The sequence below is a fragment of the Corynebacterium sp. c25Ua_89 genome, from assembly GCF_047459735.1.
GTDB lineage: Bacteria > Actinomycetota > Actinomycetes > Mycobacteriales > Mycobacteriaceae > Corynebacterium > Corynebacterium simulans.
The window spans coordinates 280,846-298,069 of record NZ_JASBOD010000002.1 but is presented as its reverse complement, the minus strand read 5'-3'; the positions used below and the strand labels follow the sequence as shown (position 1 = coordinate 298,069).

The 17,224-nt window shown below is 61.9% G+C and carries 12 protein-coding genes; all 12 read left to right on the top strand.

What is annotated here, in order from left to right; genetic code table 11:
- Window positions 1-17: 17 nt before the first annotated feature.
- The 12 genes from smc to QKB66_RS04155 all read left to right on the top strand — a co-directional run bounded on the left by smc (window position 18) and on the right by QKB66_RS04155 (window position 17,209).
- On the top strand, window positions 18-3,596 hold the full coding sequence (smc, locus tag QKB66_RS04210; protein WP_414252760.1) for a chromosome segregation protein SMC: 3,579 nt from the start codon (window positions 18-20) through the stop codon (window positions 3,594-3,596).
- Window positions 3,597-3,646: 50 nt separating this feature from the next.
- A complete protein-coding gene (gene ftsY, locus QKB66_RS04205) occupies window positions 3,647-5,350 on the top strand; it encodes a signal recognition particle-docking protein FtsY (RefSeq protein WP_414252759.1) in 1,704 nt (567 codons plus the stop codon).
- Between the two features lie 271 nt (window positions 5,351-5,621).
- A complete protein-coding gene (locus QKB66_RS04200) occupies window positions 5,622-8,600 on the top strand; it encodes a DUF4040 family protein (RefSeq protein WP_414252758.1) in 2,979 nt (992 codons plus the stop codon).
- A complete protein-coding gene (locus QKB66_RS04195; RefSeq protein ID WP_062038374.1) occupies window positions 8,600-9,043 on the top strand; it encodes a cation:proton antiporter subunit C in 444 nt (147 codons plus the stop codon). Before QKB66_RS04200 ends, QKB66_RS04195 begins: the two co-directional genes overlap by 1 nt.
- On the top strand, window positions 9,043-10,584 hold the full coding sequence (locus QKB66_RS04190) for a monovalent cation/H+ antiporter subunit D family protein (protein WP_070587304.1): 1,542 nt from the start codon (window positions 9,043-9,045) through the stop codon (window positions 10,582-10,584). The genes QKB66_RS04195 and QKB66_RS04190 overlap by 1 nt, the downstream gene beginning before the upstream one ends.
- Complete coding sequence (locus tag QKB66_RS04185) at window positions 10,585-11,115, top strand: monovalent cation/H+ antiporter subunit E (protein WP_239238384.1); 531 nt, start codon at window positions 10,585-10,587, stop codon at window positions 11,113-11,115.
- On the top strand, window positions 11,115-11,405 hold the full coding sequence (locus tag QKB66_RS04180) for a cation:proton antiporter (RefSeq protein WP_070587299.1): 291 nt from the start codon (window positions 11,115-11,117) through the stop codon (window positions 11,403-11,405). The genes QKB66_RS04185 and QKB66_RS04180 overlap by 1 nt, the downstream gene beginning before the upstream one ends.
- 2 nt (window positions 11,406-11,407) lie before the next feature.
- Window positions 11,408-11,776 carry a Na+/H+ antiporter subunit G gene (locus QKB66_RS04175; protein ID WP_414252757.1) on the top strand — a complete coding sequence of 123 codons (369 nt, stop codon included), beginning with the start codon at window positions 11,408-11,410 and terminating at the stop codon, window positions 11,774-11,776.
- 79 nt (window positions 11,777-11,855) lie between these two features.
- Window positions 11,856-12,194 carry a P-II family nitrogen regulator gene (locus QKB66_RS04170; RefSeq protein ID WP_062038390.1) on the top strand — a complete coding sequence of 113 codons (339 nt, stop codon included), beginning with the start codon at window positions 11,856-11,858 and terminating at the stop codon, window positions 12,192-12,194.
- Window positions 12,195-14,306, top strand: a complete 2,112-nt coding sequence (locus QKB66_RS04165) for a [protein-PII] uridylyltransferase (protein WP_070587296.1) — start codon at window positions 12,195-12,197, stop codon at window positions 14,304-14,306.
- A gap of 48 nt (window positions 14,307-14,354) precedes the next feature.
- Window positions 14,355-15,983, top strand: coding sequence for a signal recognition particle protein (ffh, locus tag QKB66_RS04160; protein ID WP_070456386.1), 1,629 nt, complete (start codon window positions 14,355-14,357; stop codon window positions 15,981-15,983).
- 83 nt (window positions 15,984-16,066) lie between these two features.
- A complete protein-coding gene (locus QKB66_RS04155) occupies window positions 16,067-17,209 on the top strand; it encodes a TIGR04053 family radical SAM/SPASM domain-containing protein (RefSeq protein WP_414252756.1) in 1,143 nt (380 codons plus the stop codon).
- Window positions 17,210-17,224 lie beyond the last annotated feature (15 nt).

Sequence of the window (17,224 nt, the reverse complement as noted above, 5' to 3'; positions counted from 1 at the left end):
TTGCTAAACTTTCACGAATGCACCTGAAATCGCTCACGCTCAAAGGCTTCAAGTCTTTCGCGTCCGCGACGAACCTGAAATTCGAGCCCGGCATCTGCGCCGTGGTTGGTCCGAACGGCTCAGGTAAGTCGAACGTCGTCGACGCGTTGGCGTGGGTCATGGGCGAGGGCAGCGCCAAGACCCTGCGCGGCGGCAAGATGCAGGATGTCATCTTCGCTGGCGCGGGCGACCGCAAGGCGCTAGGCCGCGCCGAGGTAACCCTTACCATCGACAACTCCGATGGCGCGCTGCCCATCGAATACTCCGAGGTTTCTGTCACCCGCCGCATGTTCCGCGACGGCGCCAGCGAGTATGAAATCAACGGCGCCAAAGCGCGCCTTATGGATATCCAGGAGCTGCTTTCTGACTCCGGTATCGGCCGCGAGATGCACATCATCGTCGGTCAGGGCAAGCTCTCCGAAATCCTAGAATCGCGCCCAGAAGATCGCCGCGCCTACATTGAGGAAGCCGCCGGCGTGCTCAAACACCGGCGTCGTAAAGAAAAAGCGCAGCGCAAGCTCACCGGCATGCAGGCCAACTTGGATCGCTTGCAGGATCTCACCGAAGAGCTGGGTAAACAGCTAAAGCCTTTGGCCCGTCAGGCCGAAACCGCCCAGCGCGCGGCCACCGTCCAAGCGGATTTGCGCGATGCCCGCCTGCGCATCGCCGGCGACCAAGTCGTGCAAACCCGCAAGAAGTACGCCGATGCCGAGCAACAGGCTCAGGTGCTCGCCGAGCAGGTGGCGGAAGCTACCGAGCAGCACGAAGAGGCCACCGGCGTCCAATTGGAAATCGAGGCCCAGCTCGAGGAGGTTAATCCGCAGGCCGAGGCCGCGCAGAAGCTGTGGTTCGACCTGTCGACGCTGTCCGAGCGCATCGCTGCCACCCAGCGCATTGCAGAAGAGCGCGCGAAAAACGTCGGCGCACAGGTCGCCTATGCAGGCCAAGACCCAGAAGAGCTGGAGGCCCGTGCTCTGCGCGCGGACGAGGAGCACGCAGAGCTGCTCATGGAGGCCGAAGAGGCCGCCGAGCGCCTGGAGTCCATCCGCGAGGAGGTGGCGCAACGCCGCGCCGTCTTCGAAGAGGTGGAAAAGGAACACATGGCGCAGCTACGCGCGATTGCGGATCGTCGCGAGGGAGTGGTTCGCCTCATCGCCTCCGAGGAAAACCTCGCCGGGCAGGTCTCCGCGGCAGAGGAGGAGCTCGCGCGCCAGGAGGAGACGCTGCAGTCGACCAAGGCGCGCACGCGCACGGCGCGGGCGGAGGCGGACGAAGTTGCCGATAAGTTGGAGGCCTTAAACGCCGAGCGCGAGCCGCTGGAAGAGGCTCACGTGCGGGCCGCGAGTGAGTCAGGGGCGGCCGAAAAACGCCTGGAGCAGCTTCGCGACGGTCAGCGCGAACGCGAGCGCGCGGTCTACACGCTGCGCTCGCGCATCGATACTTTGGCGCAGACCGCCCCGGAAAACATCGACTTGGGCGAGGGCTTTAAGCCGCTGGCGCAATACATCACCACCTCCCATGACACGGCCGTTGCGGCGGCGTTGGGCGCGTTCGCGGAGGCGCAAACGGGCGTGGTTACAGAGGACATCGTGGCAGCCTTGAGCACCGCCGCCCGCACCCCGTTGGTGGATACCACTGCCGCGGGTGCCTCCGACTGGCGTCTGGACGCCAACCTGCCCAGCGGTGCGACCTGGCTGCTGGATGAGATGCAGCTTGCACCCGAGGTGCAGGCGGCGCTGACGCGTCTGCTTTCCGACGTCGCGCTGGTCGGCGATCTTGCCCTAGCCCGCGAGTTGGTGCGCGAGGATCCGCGCCTGCGCGCGGTTACCGCCGAGGGCCTGTTGGTGGGCGAGGGCTGGGTCGAGGCCGGCACCGGCGCTTCTTCTACCGTCGAGGTCACCGCGCGCATCGCGGAGGCAGAAAGCCAGCTGGAATCTGCCACGCAGGAGTTGGAAGAGCTTTCCGGCACCCTGGAGGGCGCGAAGATGGCGGCCGAGGAGGCTCGCGTCGCAGCGGCCTCGGCAAAGGCGGCCTTGCGTGAGCACGACACGATCGTGGAAGCCTGGCAGCGCGACCATCAGCGCCTGCTGAAGCAGCACGAGGTCAACAAGGCTGAGCATGAGAAAGCCGCGGCCCGTGCGACCGAGATTGAGGTCAAACTTGCCGAAGTGCGTGAGCAGCTGGCGGAGACCCGCGACCGCCTCTCGCGCGTGGATGAGGAGGTCGAAGACGGCGAGCCTTCCTCCCACGAGCGCGATGCTGCCTCGGCCGCTTTGGAGCAGGTCAAGGCCATGGAGATGGAGGCTCAGCTCGCGGCGCGCACCGCCCAAGACAAGGTGGGGCAGGCTGCGGGTAAGGGCGACGCGCTGCGTCGCCAAGCGCAGCATGAACGTCAGGCAAAGGCCCGCCATGAGCAGGCGATGGCGCGTCGTAAAGCACAGGCCGCCTTAGCTCAAGCGGTGGCGGGTCATGCCACGGACCTTGCCGGACGCGCATCCCAGGCCCTGGAGCGCGCCACCGCTGAGCGCGATGAGTTGGTCAATCAGCGCAACGTGTTAGGTGGGCGCTTGCAAGCGGCCAAGCAGCAGGTTTCGGCAACACGGCAGAAGCTCGACCGCCTGACGGCGAACGCCAATAATTCCGAAATCGCCCGCTCGCAGGCGCAGGTGCGCGTGGATGAGACCGAAGCGAAGATCGTGGACCAGTTGGGCATTGCGATCCCTGACTTGCTGCGCGATTACACGCCGGGCGAGGACTTCGACCGTAGCGCGGAAAAGGCTCGCCTGAAGCAGGCAGAAAAGGACCTGAACTCCCTGGGCAAGGTCAACCCGCTGGCGCTGGAGGAATACAAGGCGCTGGAGGAGCGCTATTCCTTCCTGTCTACGCAGCTCGATGACGTTATCCAGGCGCGCAAGGATTTGGCGGGCGTGATTGAGGATGTGGATCAACAGATTCTGCAGCTTTTCACCGATGCGTGGAACGACGTGGAGGCGGAGTTCCCGAAGGTCTTCCAGACCCTCTTCCCGGGTGGCGAGGGCCGCCTGATCCTGACGGAGCCGGATGACATGCTGGCCACCGGCATTGAGGTTGAGGCGCGCCCGCCGGGCAAGAAAGTCAAGCGCCTATCCTTGCTTTCCGGTGGTGAGAAGTCCCTGACCGCCTTGGCGATGCTGGTGGCCATCTTCCGTGCGCGCCCGAGCCCGTTCTACGTGATGGACGAGGTTGAAGCCGCGCTTGATGACGTCAACCTGCGACGCCTCATCGCCCTGTTTGAGGAACTGCGCAAGGATTCGCAGCTTATCGTCATCACGCACCAGAAGCCGACGATGGATGTGGCTAACGTCCTCTACGGCGTGACGATGCGTGGCGATGGCGTCACGCGCGTGATTTCGCAGCGTATGAGCCAGGCCGGCGACGCCCCTGGTTCCGCCGCTGCAGCCGAGGACGCCACGCGCCTAGGCGTCGATGCCCCGCGCGGCGCTACGCTTGGCGATGCCGTCGAGCCCGACGCTGGGCCCGACGCTGGGCCCGACTCTGAGTCCAAAACCCAGGGTTAATCCGCAGGGTAGTAGTGCCAGGCTTCACCAAGCCTGGCACTATAGAGGGCATGAATACGACGTTGATGTGGATTCTTATTGCCGTAGCCGTCATTGTGCTGCTGGCGATTGTGCTGGTAGCAGTAGGTAAAAAGCGCGGCGATGCCAAGAAAGTATCGTTCGACAAGCCTGCCGAGGATGCTCCCAAGGAGCTGACCCAGGAGCAAAAGTCTGGCAACTACCAGGCCAAGTCCGGGTTCAACTTTGCCCCCGCCGGCAGCGGCGCCAAGGAGCCTGAGAAGGTTCCCGCTCAGCCAGCCAAGCCGGCTGAGCCTGCCAAGCCGGCTGAGCCTGCCAAGCCGGCCGAGCCTGCTGAGCCTAAGGCTGAGAAGTCCGCACCCGCCGCTGGTGTTGCAACCGGCGCGGCCGCTGCCGGTACTGCTGCCGCAGGAGCTGCAGCTGCTGCTGCCTCCAAGCCGGCTGAGTCTGAGCCTGCCAAGACTGAACCTGAAAAGACCAAGCCGGTAACAGATGAAAACCCGGTTGAACAGCCGGCCGTCGAGGAGCCGGTAGCAGATGAACCGGTTGCTGAGGCGCCGCAGGAGGAAGCGGTCGCGGAAGAGCCGACGGTTGTTTCCGAAACTACAGACGAAGTCCCGGCAGATGAAGCCCCGGAATCTCCAGCAGAAACTTCTGATGCCGAAGCTGCGGAGGCTGAGGAAGCCGCGGCGGCAGCCGATGCGCAGACGAAGGGCGCTGAGGCAGCGCTAGAGGCCGAGCCGGAGGAGCTTGAAGTCTCTGGGGACGCTGAGGTTGTCGAGGCGCCGGAGGCGACGGAACCTGATATCGCGCCGGCAGGTGGCCGCTTGGGTCGTTTGCGCGGCCGCCTGTCGCGCTCGCAGAACGCTATTGGACAGGGCCTGATGGGCATCTTGTCCGCGGGTGACCTCGACGAGGAAGCGTGGGAGGAAATCGAAGACACCCTCATCATGGCGGACCTGGGCACCAAGTCCACTATGAAGGTCACGGAGGCGCTGCGCGATAAGTTCGCAGAGCGCGGCGTCGCCAGTGAGGAAGAGGCCCGCGCGATGCTGCGCGAGTGCCTCATAGAGGCTGGCCACCCGGAGATGGACCGTTCCATCAAGGCCATGCCGAACGAAGGCAAGCCCGCTGTCATCATGGTCGTCGGCGTCAACGGCACCGGCAAGACCACCACCACGGGCAAGCTTGCGCGCGTGCTCGTCGCGATGGGTCACAAGGTGTTGTTGGGCGCCGCGGATACCTTCCGCGCAGCCGCGGCGGATCAGCTCGAAACCTGGGGCCGCCGCGTCGGCGCCAGCACGGTCCGCGGCAAGGAGGGCGCTGACCCGGCATCCGTTGCTTTCGATGCCGTTGCAGCGGGCGTTGACCAAGGCGTAGACGTCGTCCTCGTCGACACCGCCGGCCGCCTGCACACTTCTGTTGACCTGATGGATCAGCTGGGCAAGGTCAAGCGCGTGGTGGAAAAGAAGACTGAGGTGGACGAGGTTCTGCTGGTTCTCGACGCCACCGTTGGCCAGAACGGCCTCACACAGGCCCGCATTTTCCGTGAGGTCGTCGACATCACGGGCGTGGTGCTGACCAAGCTCGATGGCACTGCCAAGGGCGGCATTGTCTTCCAGGTTCAGGAGGAGCTCGGCGTCCCAGTCAAGCTTGTTGGCCTGGGCGAGGGTGCCGATGACCTCGCGCCATTCGAGGTCGAGGGCTTCGTCGACGCCCTGCTCGGGGAGAAGTAGCCTCCTTTAGCCTCGCGTTTGCCGCCGTGGATTTCTTTCCGCGGCGGCTTTTTCTTGTATGGGGTGGTGCTTTCCGGAGCCGCCGCTAGAACGACGCTGGAAAGCGCTGCTTGGAGGTTGTTTTTCTTGTAAAATCGCCGCGCGAGTTGTCGCCTTGAATACCGAAAAAATGTGCTTTGACGTGGGCCACAATGGTAGTGTGGGAACGTCGTATTTTATGCGCGCTCTAAGTAATAAATCTCTACACAATGGTTTGTGAGGCTAATTTTTCGTGACACTTCTTTATGTTGTCCTCCTCGCAGCTTTGGCAGTGGTTCTTGCCCCAGTAACCGTCAAGGTTGCTGATCGCGCCGCCGGCTACCCCCTAGCCGGCATTTTTATTGTGGCGGCAGGTCTTCTTGCCAAAGAATTTGGAACTTTATCGGCGGGCGAAGAGCTGTCTTTCTCGCGCACGTGGGTTGGCGACGTCGTAGACACCGGCATCGACGTCCACTTCGCTCTGCGCGGCGATGCCTTGGGCGTATTCTTCGCCATGCTGGCTTTGGTCATCGGCGCCGTAGTCCTTACCTACTCGGCCGCCTACCTGCCCAAGGGCAAAGGAAACACCAGCTTCTACCTGCTGATGACGGCATTTACCATGTCGATCCTGCTGCTGGCGCTGGCTAACGACGTCATCCTGCTCTTTCTTGCCTGGGAGCTGGTTTCCCTGGCCTCGTTTATGCTTATCGCGCGTTCGGGTAAGGCAGGTGAGAAGGGCTCGCAGCGCACGCTGATTTTGACCTTTATCGGTGGCCTTACCCTGTTGGCAGGCGTGGCCATCGCGGCGACGGCCGCGGGTACTACCAACCTGGAAAAGATTCTGGCCTCCGGTGTCTGGCACGAGCGCCCAGGCCTTACTGCCGCCGTGGCAGTTCTTATTGCTTGCTCCGCTTTTACCAAGGCCGCGCAGTTTCCGTTCCACTTCTGGCTGCCAGAGGCCATGGCCGCAGCAACGCCGGTCTCTGCCTTCCTGCACGCAGCCGCAGTGGTCAAGGCAGGCGTGTACTTGCTGATTCGTTTCTCCACCATCTTCCACGACGTGGCCGTGTGGAACTGGCTGCTCATCGTCGTTGGTATGGGCACCGCCGTTATGTCCGCGGTCTTTGCGGTGCAAAAGACTGACCTGAAGAAGCTGACCGCTTATTCCACCGTCTCGCACCTGGGCTGGATCGTGGCCACCATCGGCGTCGGCACGCCTTTTGCTATCACCGCCGCCCTGGTGCACACGCTGGCGCACGCACTGTTTAAGTCTTCCATCTTCATGCTCATCGGCGTGATTGATCACGAGGCCGGCTCCCGCGATATCCGCCGCCTCGGCGTGCTGTGGAACAAGATGCCATGGACCTTCGGCTCCATGGTTATCGGCGCGGCATCGATGGCCGCGGTTCCACCGCTTTTGGGCTTCGTTTCCAAGGAGGGCATGCTCACCGCCTTCGAAGACGCGCCCATCGGTGGGGCAGGGCAGCTGGTGCTGCTGATGGTTGCCGCAATCGGCGCCTTCTTTACCTTCACCTACTCCGCCAAGATCGTCTTCGGCGCCTTCTTCGACGGCCCGCGCAACATGTCCAAGGTCCACGAGGCGCCTGTTCGCCTCTGGCTGCCGGCAGCACTTCCGGGCTTTATGTCCTTGCCGCTGGTCTTCGTGTTGGGCAAGTTCGACAAGCCTTTGGACTTGATGGCAGGTTCCGTGGGAATGGAATCTCACGCCCATCTTTCCTTGTGGCACGGGGTGAACGTTCCACTGGTCATCTCCGTTGTAGTGCTCATTGCAGGCATCGCTGGCATCTTCATTCGCAAGCAGTTGTGGTCCGCATTCGAGGACACCAAGCTGGTTCCGCGCACCGGCAACGAGATTCTGCGCTCCGTCCAAAATGGCGCGACCGCGATCGGCCGCTTCGTCGGCCGCATGTCCGATACCCATAATCCTTCACGCCTGATGCTGCCCATCGTCTTGCTGCTCATCATTCTGGCTGCGGCAGGCCTTATCAGCGAGGGCGTCGACGGCGTCGCACTTGCACCACGCGTCGAAGGCCTGGATAATCCATGGGATATTTTGCCGCTTTCCATCGTCGCGCTGTCCATGTTTGGCCTGGTGCGCACCCGCAACCGCCTGACGGGCGCGGTGATGATCGGCATCGCCGGCACGGGCGTGACCCTGCAGATGTTCCTGCTCGGCGCACCCGACGTCGCGCTGACCCAGTTCACCGTCGAGGCGCTGTCTGTCATCGTGATGATGATGGTGCTGCGCTACCTGCCGGAGAAGTTCCGCCCAGTGCAAGAGACATCGCGTAAGACCGGCTCCATCGTGGTAGCTGTCCTCGCCGGCGTGGCCGCCTTCCTTGGTGTCTGGGGCCTGATGGGCCGCCACGAGCGTTCCGATATTTCTCTGTGGTACCTGGACAACGCTCCGGATATCACCGGCGGCGACAACGTCGTGGCCACCATCATCGTGGAGTTCCGTGCACTCGATACCCTGGGCGAGCTTTCAGTTCTGGGCATGGCCGCCGTGGTGATTGCTTCTGTTACCTCCACGCTGCCGCGCTTCCCATTTACCTCCGGCACGCGCCCGGCTCCGTTCGGCCAGTCGCAGCTAAATTCGGTTCCGCTGCGTAAGGCCATTGCCATCGTTATTCCGATTCTGGTTGTCACCTCCGTCGTGGTCTTCTACCGCGGTCACCAGGCCTCGGGTGGCGGCTTCCCGGCCGCGCTGATTATGGGCGCAGCCATCGGCCTGACCTACCTGTCCCGCGGCTCCGACGAGATTGTCTTCGGCCGTATGACCCCGATTCACCTCACGGGCATCGGCATCATCGTGGCGCTGACTGCAGGCTTTATCGGTTACATCCCGCACCACGGCGAGCCGGGCGGCTTCCTGACCGCCATCCATGGCCACGCCTTGGGCCAGCACTGGACCACGTCGCTGATTTTCGACCTCGGTATTTATCTCGCGGTTCTGGGCATGCTGACCATGGCCATCAACGCCCTCGGCGGTTATCTGCGCCCGGGCACGGAGCGCGACTTCTTGCCATGGATCCACGATGACGATTCCGCGTTGCCGACGACCCCGCGCGTTGTGCTTGACGACGTCGATGATCCTTACCCCGAGCCCATCAACCCTTCGAGCAATCCGCTGGCTTTGCTCAACAAGTCTGAGGCTCGAACTAAGAAGGACTCGCCGCGCGTGGCACGCCAGAAAGGCGGGGAGAAATAATGATTCTTGCACTAACCATCGCACTGCTTATCGGTTCTGCGGTCTATCTCATCCAGCAGCGTGGCTTGGTCCACATCGTGCTGGGCATGATGGCCTTCGGCCACGGCGCTAACCTGACGCTGCTCGCTACGGGCGTGTACTCCTACCGCGGGGAATCTTTTCCCTCGCAGGTCGCACACGACCAGATGGCGGACCCGCTTCCGCAGGCCTTCGTGCTTACCGCCGTGGTCATTTCCATGGCGACCTCCACGATCTTGCTAACCATGGCGGCTATGGGCGCCAATGATGACACGGACATCGTGGAGCCGGTTGATGACAACACCATTGACCACGCGTTTTCCACGCTGGGTCGTGATTCTAAGAATCGAGAGATTTTGCAGCGTTCGGCCAACAAGATGGATCGCGTCAAGCAGTTGGATCACAGTGAGGAAGGGGAGAAGTAATGGCTGAACTCGTCAGTGCACTGTTGCCGCTATTCCCAGCGGTTCCCCTCGTGGCCGCGGCCTTGGCCCTAATGGCCCCGTGGCGCGGCGTGCGTGATTCCATCATGCTGATTATCCCGGGCATCGGAATCTTTGCTGGCTTCGCGCTCTTGCTCTATACCTTGAACAACGGCGTGGTGGCCCACACCGTGGGCGGCTACCCAGGTAACGCGGGTATTGCCTTCGCGGCAGATACCTTCTCAGCGTTGATGATTGTCACGACGATGATCGTCGCATTCGGCGCCAACTGGTTTGCCATCGTGGGCGGCGAGACGAAGTCGCGCTACTACCCATCGTTGACGCTGATTCTCATCACCGGTGTTTGCGGCGCGCTGCTTACCGCAGACCTCTTCAACTTCTTCGTGTTCATCGAGGTCATGTTGCTGCCTTCTTATGGCCTCATCACGATGTCCGGTACCTGGTCGCGCCTCGCGGCCGGCCGTGCCTTCGTTCTGGTTAACCTCTTTGCCTCGACGCTGCTGGTCGTCGGCGTGGGCTATATCTACTCCGTTACCGGCGCGGTCAACCTCGCCGCACTAGAGGGCGCTGCGGCAGGCCACGGCCCGGTGACCGTGGCCTCGGGAATCGTAGTCATCGCCATCGCGGCGAAGGCCGGCGTCTTCCCCGTGCAGTCCTGGCTGCCGCGTACCTACCCAGGCACCTCGGCTGCCGTGATGGGCTTGTTCTCCGGCCTGCACACCAAGGTTGCGGTCTACATGCTCTACCGCCTGTGGGTCCACCTTTTTGGCATGGACCAGCGCTGGGGCACGCTCATCATCGTGGTCATGATCATCTCGATGCTGATCGGCGCATTTGGTGGCTTGGCCGAAAACTCCATCCGCCGCGTGTTGGGCTATCAGATGCTCAACGGCATGCCTTTCATCTTGGTGATGATGGCCTTTACCACCCACGATCCGCAGCGAGCTCTCGCCGCCGGCATCTTGTACACCATCCACCACATGCTCACGGTGGGCTCGCTCATCCTGGCCTCTGGTGCCATCGAAGAGACCTACGGCACTGGCTTGCTATCTAAGCTTTCGGGCTTGGCACGCCGCGATCCGCTCATCGCCTGGATCTTCGCCGCCGGTGCCTTTTCCGTGGTGGGCTTCCCGCCATTTTCTGGCATGTGGGGCAAGGTCTTGATCGTCATCGAGATCGCCCGCACCGGTGGGGTATGGGCATGGATTGTCATCGCGGTCATCATCATCGCTTCCTTTGCCGCCTTCTTGTCCATGCTGCGCGTGTGGCGCGAGGTTTTCTGGGGCAAGGATCTGCCAAAGCAGAAGGTGCCGAAGGAACTGATCATCCGCAAGAAGCTGATGGCTCCTTCCGCGGCGCTGATCATGGGCTCGCTGACCATGTTCGTCCTGGCAGGCCCGTTCATGGATATCACCCTGCACGCGGCACAGGATCTGCTGGATACTCAGGCTTATACCGAAGCCGTGCTTGGCGACGCCCCCGTTGCCTTGCCGGACATCGACTCCATCCAGGGAGGTCGCTAAATGAAACTTTTCTTCCACTCCTGTGCCTATGGCCTATGGCTGATTAAGGAGATCTTCGTTGCCGGTTTCGGCCTGGCCGTGGAGTCTTTCAAGCCACATAATTCCTACCACCCGGTCATCGTGCGCTACCCGCTGCGCGTGACCGATGCGTGGGAGATCTTCTGGTTTACCTCGTCTATCACCGCAACCCCTGGCACTTTGTCGCTGGGCCTGCGCGAGCCGGTGGCAGAGGGTTTGCCGCGTATCGTGCTCGTCCAGGCGGTCATGGGCGATGACCCGGTAGAAATCATGGAGTCGCTCGCGGACATGGAGGAGCGCTTGGCGCCGCACGTGAAGGATATCGACTATGGCGTGCCAGGCCAGAGCGATACCAAGGACCTGGATCCGGCCTTCTACGAGTACCCACTCGAGACCGTCGGCCGCCACATGCGTGCGCCGGATATCGCGCAAGAAGAAGACACCCCGTTGCCAGCGGATGAGACGGAGAAGTATTCCGTCTGGCCGCTGCGTCCGGAAAGGAAGGGCGAATAATGGTAGATTTCGCGCACTTTAGCGCTTTCGAATGGGTCATTTTCGTCTGCATATTCGTGATGGGCGGTGCCCTGGCTTCGGCCTTGATCTTGGCGCTGCGCTCCCGCGACGAGCTGACACGTACCGTCATGTCAGACATGGCCTTCTACGGCATGCTGTGCATGTACATCGCTTGGACCTTTGTCAATCACGCCTCGATTCTCTATGACATCGCCATGCTGGCAGCGATTGCAGCCGGCGTGCTGCCTACGTTGTCGATGGCGCGCATCATTTCGAAGGGACGTCGATAAGCATGGCGTGGTACGAAATCATCGCATCCATTCTCCTCATCGTGGCCACCTTGTTGGTGGTTGCTACCGCAATCGCGCTGTGGCGCGCCCCCGACGCGTTGACCCGAGTAAACCTCTTGGGCCCGACCGTCGGCCTTGCGGTGCCGCTGTTGCTCGTGGGAAAGCTCGTGGTGGACTTTGCTGAAAACGGCTTTGATCTGTGGTCGCTGGTGCGCGTTCTTATCGCATGCTTTGGCGTGTGGATTATCGGCTCCGTTGGCTCTTTCTACATGGGCCGCTCCATCTACGGCGTCACCGTCACGGACGTGAAGTATGCGCGCCGCGTGCGGAAGCAGACCGACATGGTAGAGGCCAGTGAAGACGAGATTTAATTAGCGCCGCGGCGGCGCCGTTGACGCTAATATGATCACATTAGGCACATACTTTCAATCGGAGCCCAAGGAGTAGGACATGAAACTCATCACTGCTGTTGTAAAGCCTTTTACGCTGCCGGATATTCGCGAGGCATTGGAACAGCTTGAGGTTCATGGTCTCACCGTGACTGAGACGCAGGGCTTTGGCCAGCAGCGCGGACACAGCGAGGTCTACCGCGGCGCCGAGTACGCCACCGACTTCGTCCCGAAGGTCAAGCTGGAGGTCGTTGTTAATGACGCAGCGGTAGAAGAGACCATCAACGCCATCGTTGAGGCTGCCTACACCGGCAAGATCGGTGACGGCAAGCTGTGGGTAACCCCAGTCGAGGACGTCATCCGCGTGCGCACCGGCGAGCGCGGCGAGGCTGCTGTCTAAATGGACAAAGCCGCGCAGCTGCGCGCAGAAGCTTTCGATGCGGCAGAAGCATTGATTAAGACCCTGGAGCTGCCAGAGGGCACCGCCCTCGCAGCGACGGGGTCTTTTGCGCGCCGCGAGATGACAAAGTATTCCGATCTGGATCTGCTGTTGATTCATCCAGAGGGGATGGTGCTAGACGAGCAGGCGGTGGCCAATATTTGGTATCCCATCTGGCAGGCGGGGTATCACCTGGATTATGCCCTGCGTACCCCGGGCGAGTGCGCGGAGATAGCCGGCACGGATCCGGCGGCGGGTTTTGCGCAGCTGGATCTGTCTTTTGTGGCGGGGAGCAAGGCGCTTGTCGACGAAGCCCGCGCCAAGCTTCTATCCCAGTGGCGGGTGCTGCTGCAAAAGCATTTCGATTCTTTCGTCAGCACCGCAATTGCGCGCTGGCGGCGTTCGGGCACGTTGGCCACGATGGCGAATCCGGACATTAAAAACGGGCGGGGTGGCCTGCGCGATATCCAGTTCATTAGGGCCCTGGCCCTGGGCAATCTTGCCGACGCCCCGCGGCTGGATGCCGAGCGTGACCTGCTGCTCGATGTCCGAAGCCTTTTGCATATGCATGCCCATCGTCACCGCGACCTTTTGGACCCTGAATTCGCCGCGGAGATCGCTGACGAGCTGGGTTTCGCGGACCGTTACGAGCTTTCGGCGACGGTGGTGCGCGCGGCATCGACAGTCGATAGGGCGATGGAGCGCGCGCTTGCCACGGCCCGCGGCGTCGTGGGCAAAAGGCAACGAGACCGTTCGCGCAAGCCTTTGGATCTAGGCGTCGTCGATAGTGGCGGCTACGTCACGCTGGCGCGCAACGCTGATCTGCAGGACCCAGGGCTAGGGCTGCGCGTGGCGGCGGCGTCGGCGCGCACGAGCCGGCCCATAGAGCCGGGCGTGTGGAAGCTGCTGGCTAACGCGCCTGCGCTTCCGGAGTGTTGGAATACCGCGATAACCGACGCCTTCTTTACCATCTTGTCTTCGCCCACCGACACGCCACGGCTCATTGAGGAGCTTGACGAAGTGGGACTGTGGGAGACTCTGATGCCGGAGTGGGGGCACATCCGCGGGATGCTGCCACGGGAGCGTAGTCACGCCCACACTGTGGATTATCACACCATGCTGACCGTGGCGCGCTGCGCGGAGGTACGTACCACGGTCGCGCGTCCGGACTTATTGCTGCTAGCGGCGCTGTACCACGACATCGGCAAGGGCTATGGCCGCCCGCATTCCGTCGTAGGAGCGGAAATGGTGGCCAAGGCCGCGGCAAAAATGCGGCTGAGCCTGGCGGATCGTTCGCGCGTGCAGACGCTCGTGGCAGAGCACACAACCTTGGCCGCACTGGTCTCCCGCATGGACCCGGAATCGGACGCGGCCCGGGATAAGTTGCTGGCGGCGGTGCATTATGACCACCTGACGCTCTCGCTGTTGCTGGTCTTGGCACGCGCGGACGCTTTATCGACTGGCCCCAGCGTGTGGAATTCGCGCTTGGAGGCGGGCATTCGAGTGCTGTCTTCGCGCGCCTTTGCTCAGATGGAGGCGCTGGCACCTACGAAGCCGGTGGTGTATGCGGAAAAGGAGATTGCGCTCAAGGCGAACTATGATGAACGCACCCTGACGGTTTCGTGGCGGGGCAAGTATCAGCGCGAGGTCATCCGCCCGCTGGCGCTGATTGCGGCGTTGGGGTGGACCATCGAGTCCTCCCGCATGGGCAGGGTAAGTGACGAGCAAGGCGAGGGCTTTGCTGCCGAATTCGACGTGCGTACCGTGGCGGAGAGCTTCGATGCGGCGGCCGATGAGGCGCGTTTCATCCAGTCCTATAAATCTGGCGTGTACACCATGCTTCCGGAGATTGATGGCGCGCCCACAACGGCGATGTGGACGGGAAGCATCTTCGAGGTGCGCACGGGCGAGCGTACGGGTGTGCTTGGACATGTCATCGCCAAGCTTCCCGATTGCGAATGGATTACGAGCTACGTTCCGGGCGCAACGATGGTGCTGCACGCCAAACCGCTAGGCGATGTCGCGCGCGCGACATTGGTCAGGAATGTGACCGAAGCGCTAGTCAGCGGCTAAGCTGGGGGAGTTAAAAAATACTCGAGATTGTTTAGGGAGCACTCACTCGTGTTTGAGTCACTGTCCGATCGCTTGCAAACTGCCTTGTCGGGCCTGCGTGGCAAGGGCAAGCTGACCGAGGCCGACATCAATGCCACCGCGCGCGAGATTCGCCTTGCGCTGCTGGAAGCTGACGTCTCGCTGACCGTAGTCCGCGCGTTCATCAAGCGTATTAAGGAGCGCGCTGCCGGTGCAGAGGTCTCTGAGGCGCTGAACCCGGCGCAGCAGGTTGTCAAGATTGTCAATGAAGAACTCGTTGACGTCCTGGGTGGCGAGACTCGCCGCCTGCAGCTGGCAAAGAACCCGCCTACGGTCATCATGTTGGCTGGTCTGCAGGGTGCTGGTAAGACCACTTTGGCCGGTAAGCTGTCCAAGCACCTGGCCAAGCAAGGCCATACACCGATGCTGGTCGCCTGTGACTTGCAGCGTCCGGGCGCGGTCCAGCAGCTGCAGATTGTTGGTGAGCGTGCGGAGGTGCAGGTCTTTGCTCCGGACCCAGGTACCTCCATCGACTCCAACGATCACGAGATGGGTACCTCCCACGGTGACCCAGTCGCCGTCGCCCAGGCCGGCATCGAGGAAGCTAAGCGGACCCAGCACGACATCGTGATTATCGATACCGCGGGCCGCCTCGGCATCGATGAGACCTTGATGACGCAGGCACGCAACATTCGCGATGCTGTGAACCCGGACGAGGTCCTCTTTGTCATCGATTCCATGATCGGTCAGGACGCGGTGCAGACCGCCGAGGCCTTCCGTGACGGCGTTGATTTCACCGGCGTCGTGCTGACCAAGCTCGATGGCGATGCCCGCGGTGGTGCGGCGCTGTCCATCCGTGAGGTCACCGGCAAGCCGATCATGTTTGCCTCCACCGGTGAGAAGCTTGAGGACTTTGACGTCTTCCACCCAGAGCGCATGGCTTCGCGCATCCTGGGCATGGGTGACCTTCTCTCGCTGATTGAGCAGGCTGAGGCCACCCTGGACCACCAGAAGGCAGAGGAAGCTGCCGCCAAGCTGGGCACCGGTGAGCTAACGCTCAACGACTTCTTGGACCAGATGCTGATGATCCGCCGCATGGGCCCGATTGGCAATCTGCTGAAAATGATGCCGGGCGGCAAGCAGATGAACAAGATGGCGGAAATGGTCGATGAGAAGCAGCTCGACCGCATCCAGGCCATCATCCGCGGTATGACCCCGCAAGAGCGTGAGAATCCGAAGATCCTTAACGCCTCGCGCCGTAAGCGTATTGCAAACGGTTCTGGCGTTTCCGTCTCCGAGGTCAACCAGCTCATCGAGCGCTTCAACGAGGCGAAGAAGATGATGTCCAAGATGGCCGGTCAGTTTGGCATGGGCCCGGGCATGGGGCGCTCTGCCACCAAGAAGAAGCGGAAGGGGCGCAAGGGCAAGAACGGCAAGCGCAAGGCCCCGAAGAACCGTCCAGGCGGCGGCATGCCAGGCATGCCAGGCGGTATGCCGGGAATGCCAGGCGGCATGCCTTCCATGGAGGAGCTGCAGAAGCTGCAGGAGCAGATGGGCGGCGGCGGAATGCCAGGCATGCCAGGGGGTATGCCTAAGATGCCGAAGGGCATGGAAAACATCGACTTGAATAACCTGGACTTTGGCCAGGGCAAGAAGTAGTCGGGCCTAGAAGAGGCGAGGGAACTCCTCGCCTCTTTTTTCGCGTTTTGGAGGCGTGTTTTTCTACGACTAAAGTTGTATTTATGAAGCCGACTCCAGCCGTTCGCCAAGTTCGCCACGACATCAACGCCAAGCCTTTCATCGCAATCTGGGAGGTGACGCGCGCGTGCCAGCTGGTGTGCCAGCATTGCCGCGCCGATGCGCAGCATGAGCCAGCGCCAGGGCAGCTGAGCACGCAGCAGGGCAAGGCGCTATTGGATTCCATCGCGAGCTATGAGAAGCCGCGTCCCATTGTGGTGCTCACAGGCGGCGATCCTTTTGAGCGTGGCGACCTCGAGGAGCTGACGGAGTACGGCACCTCGCTGGGGCTAAACATCTCCCTTTCGCCTTCGGTCACCCCGCGTCTTACTCGCGAGCGCCTAGAGGGCCTGCGGGCCGCGGGTGGCTCGGCGTTATCGCTTTCGCTCGACGGCGCGACGGCCAAGACCCACGATTATTTTCGCGGCTTTTCCGGCATCTTTGACCAGACCATCGAGATGGCGGAGGTGGTCACGGACGTGGGCTACCGCCTGCAGATCAACTCCACGATCACCAAGAACAACGTTTATGAGGCGCCACAGCTGCTCAAGCGCGTCATCGACATGGGAGCAAAGCTGTGGAGCGTGTTTTTCTTGGTGCCAACTGGCCGTGGAACGGGTCTCGAGGCGCTGACTCCGCACGAGCGAGAGGACGCTATGCACTGGCTGCACGATGTTTCGAATTGCGTGGCAATCAAGACCACTGAGGGCCCGCAGTATCGCCGTATCGTGCTGGAGGCACAGCAGGGCAAGGAATACGTCGGGGGAGAGCTCTATCGCTATCTCACCGAAGAGACCGAGCGGGTACTCGGGCCTGCCGACGCCGCGCATACTCGCCGCCCGCGCCCGCCTATGGCGATTAATGCAGGCTCCGGCTTCGTGTTCATCGACCACCTCGGCGATGTTTATCCCAACGGCTTCCTACCGATGCACTGCGGCAACGTCAAAGACACTCCGCTGCCCGAAATCTATGCCAATTCGCCTGTCTTTAAGAAGTTGCGCGACCCCGCCCAGTGGTCGGGCAAGTGCTCCGTGTGCGAGTACGCCACCGTCTGCGGCGGTTCCCGCTCGACCGCGTTCGCAATGACGGGTGATCCGCTAGCTTCCGACCCGACGTGCGCATACGTGCCCGCGGCGTGGGTCAAATAGCAGAAAGCGTGGTGC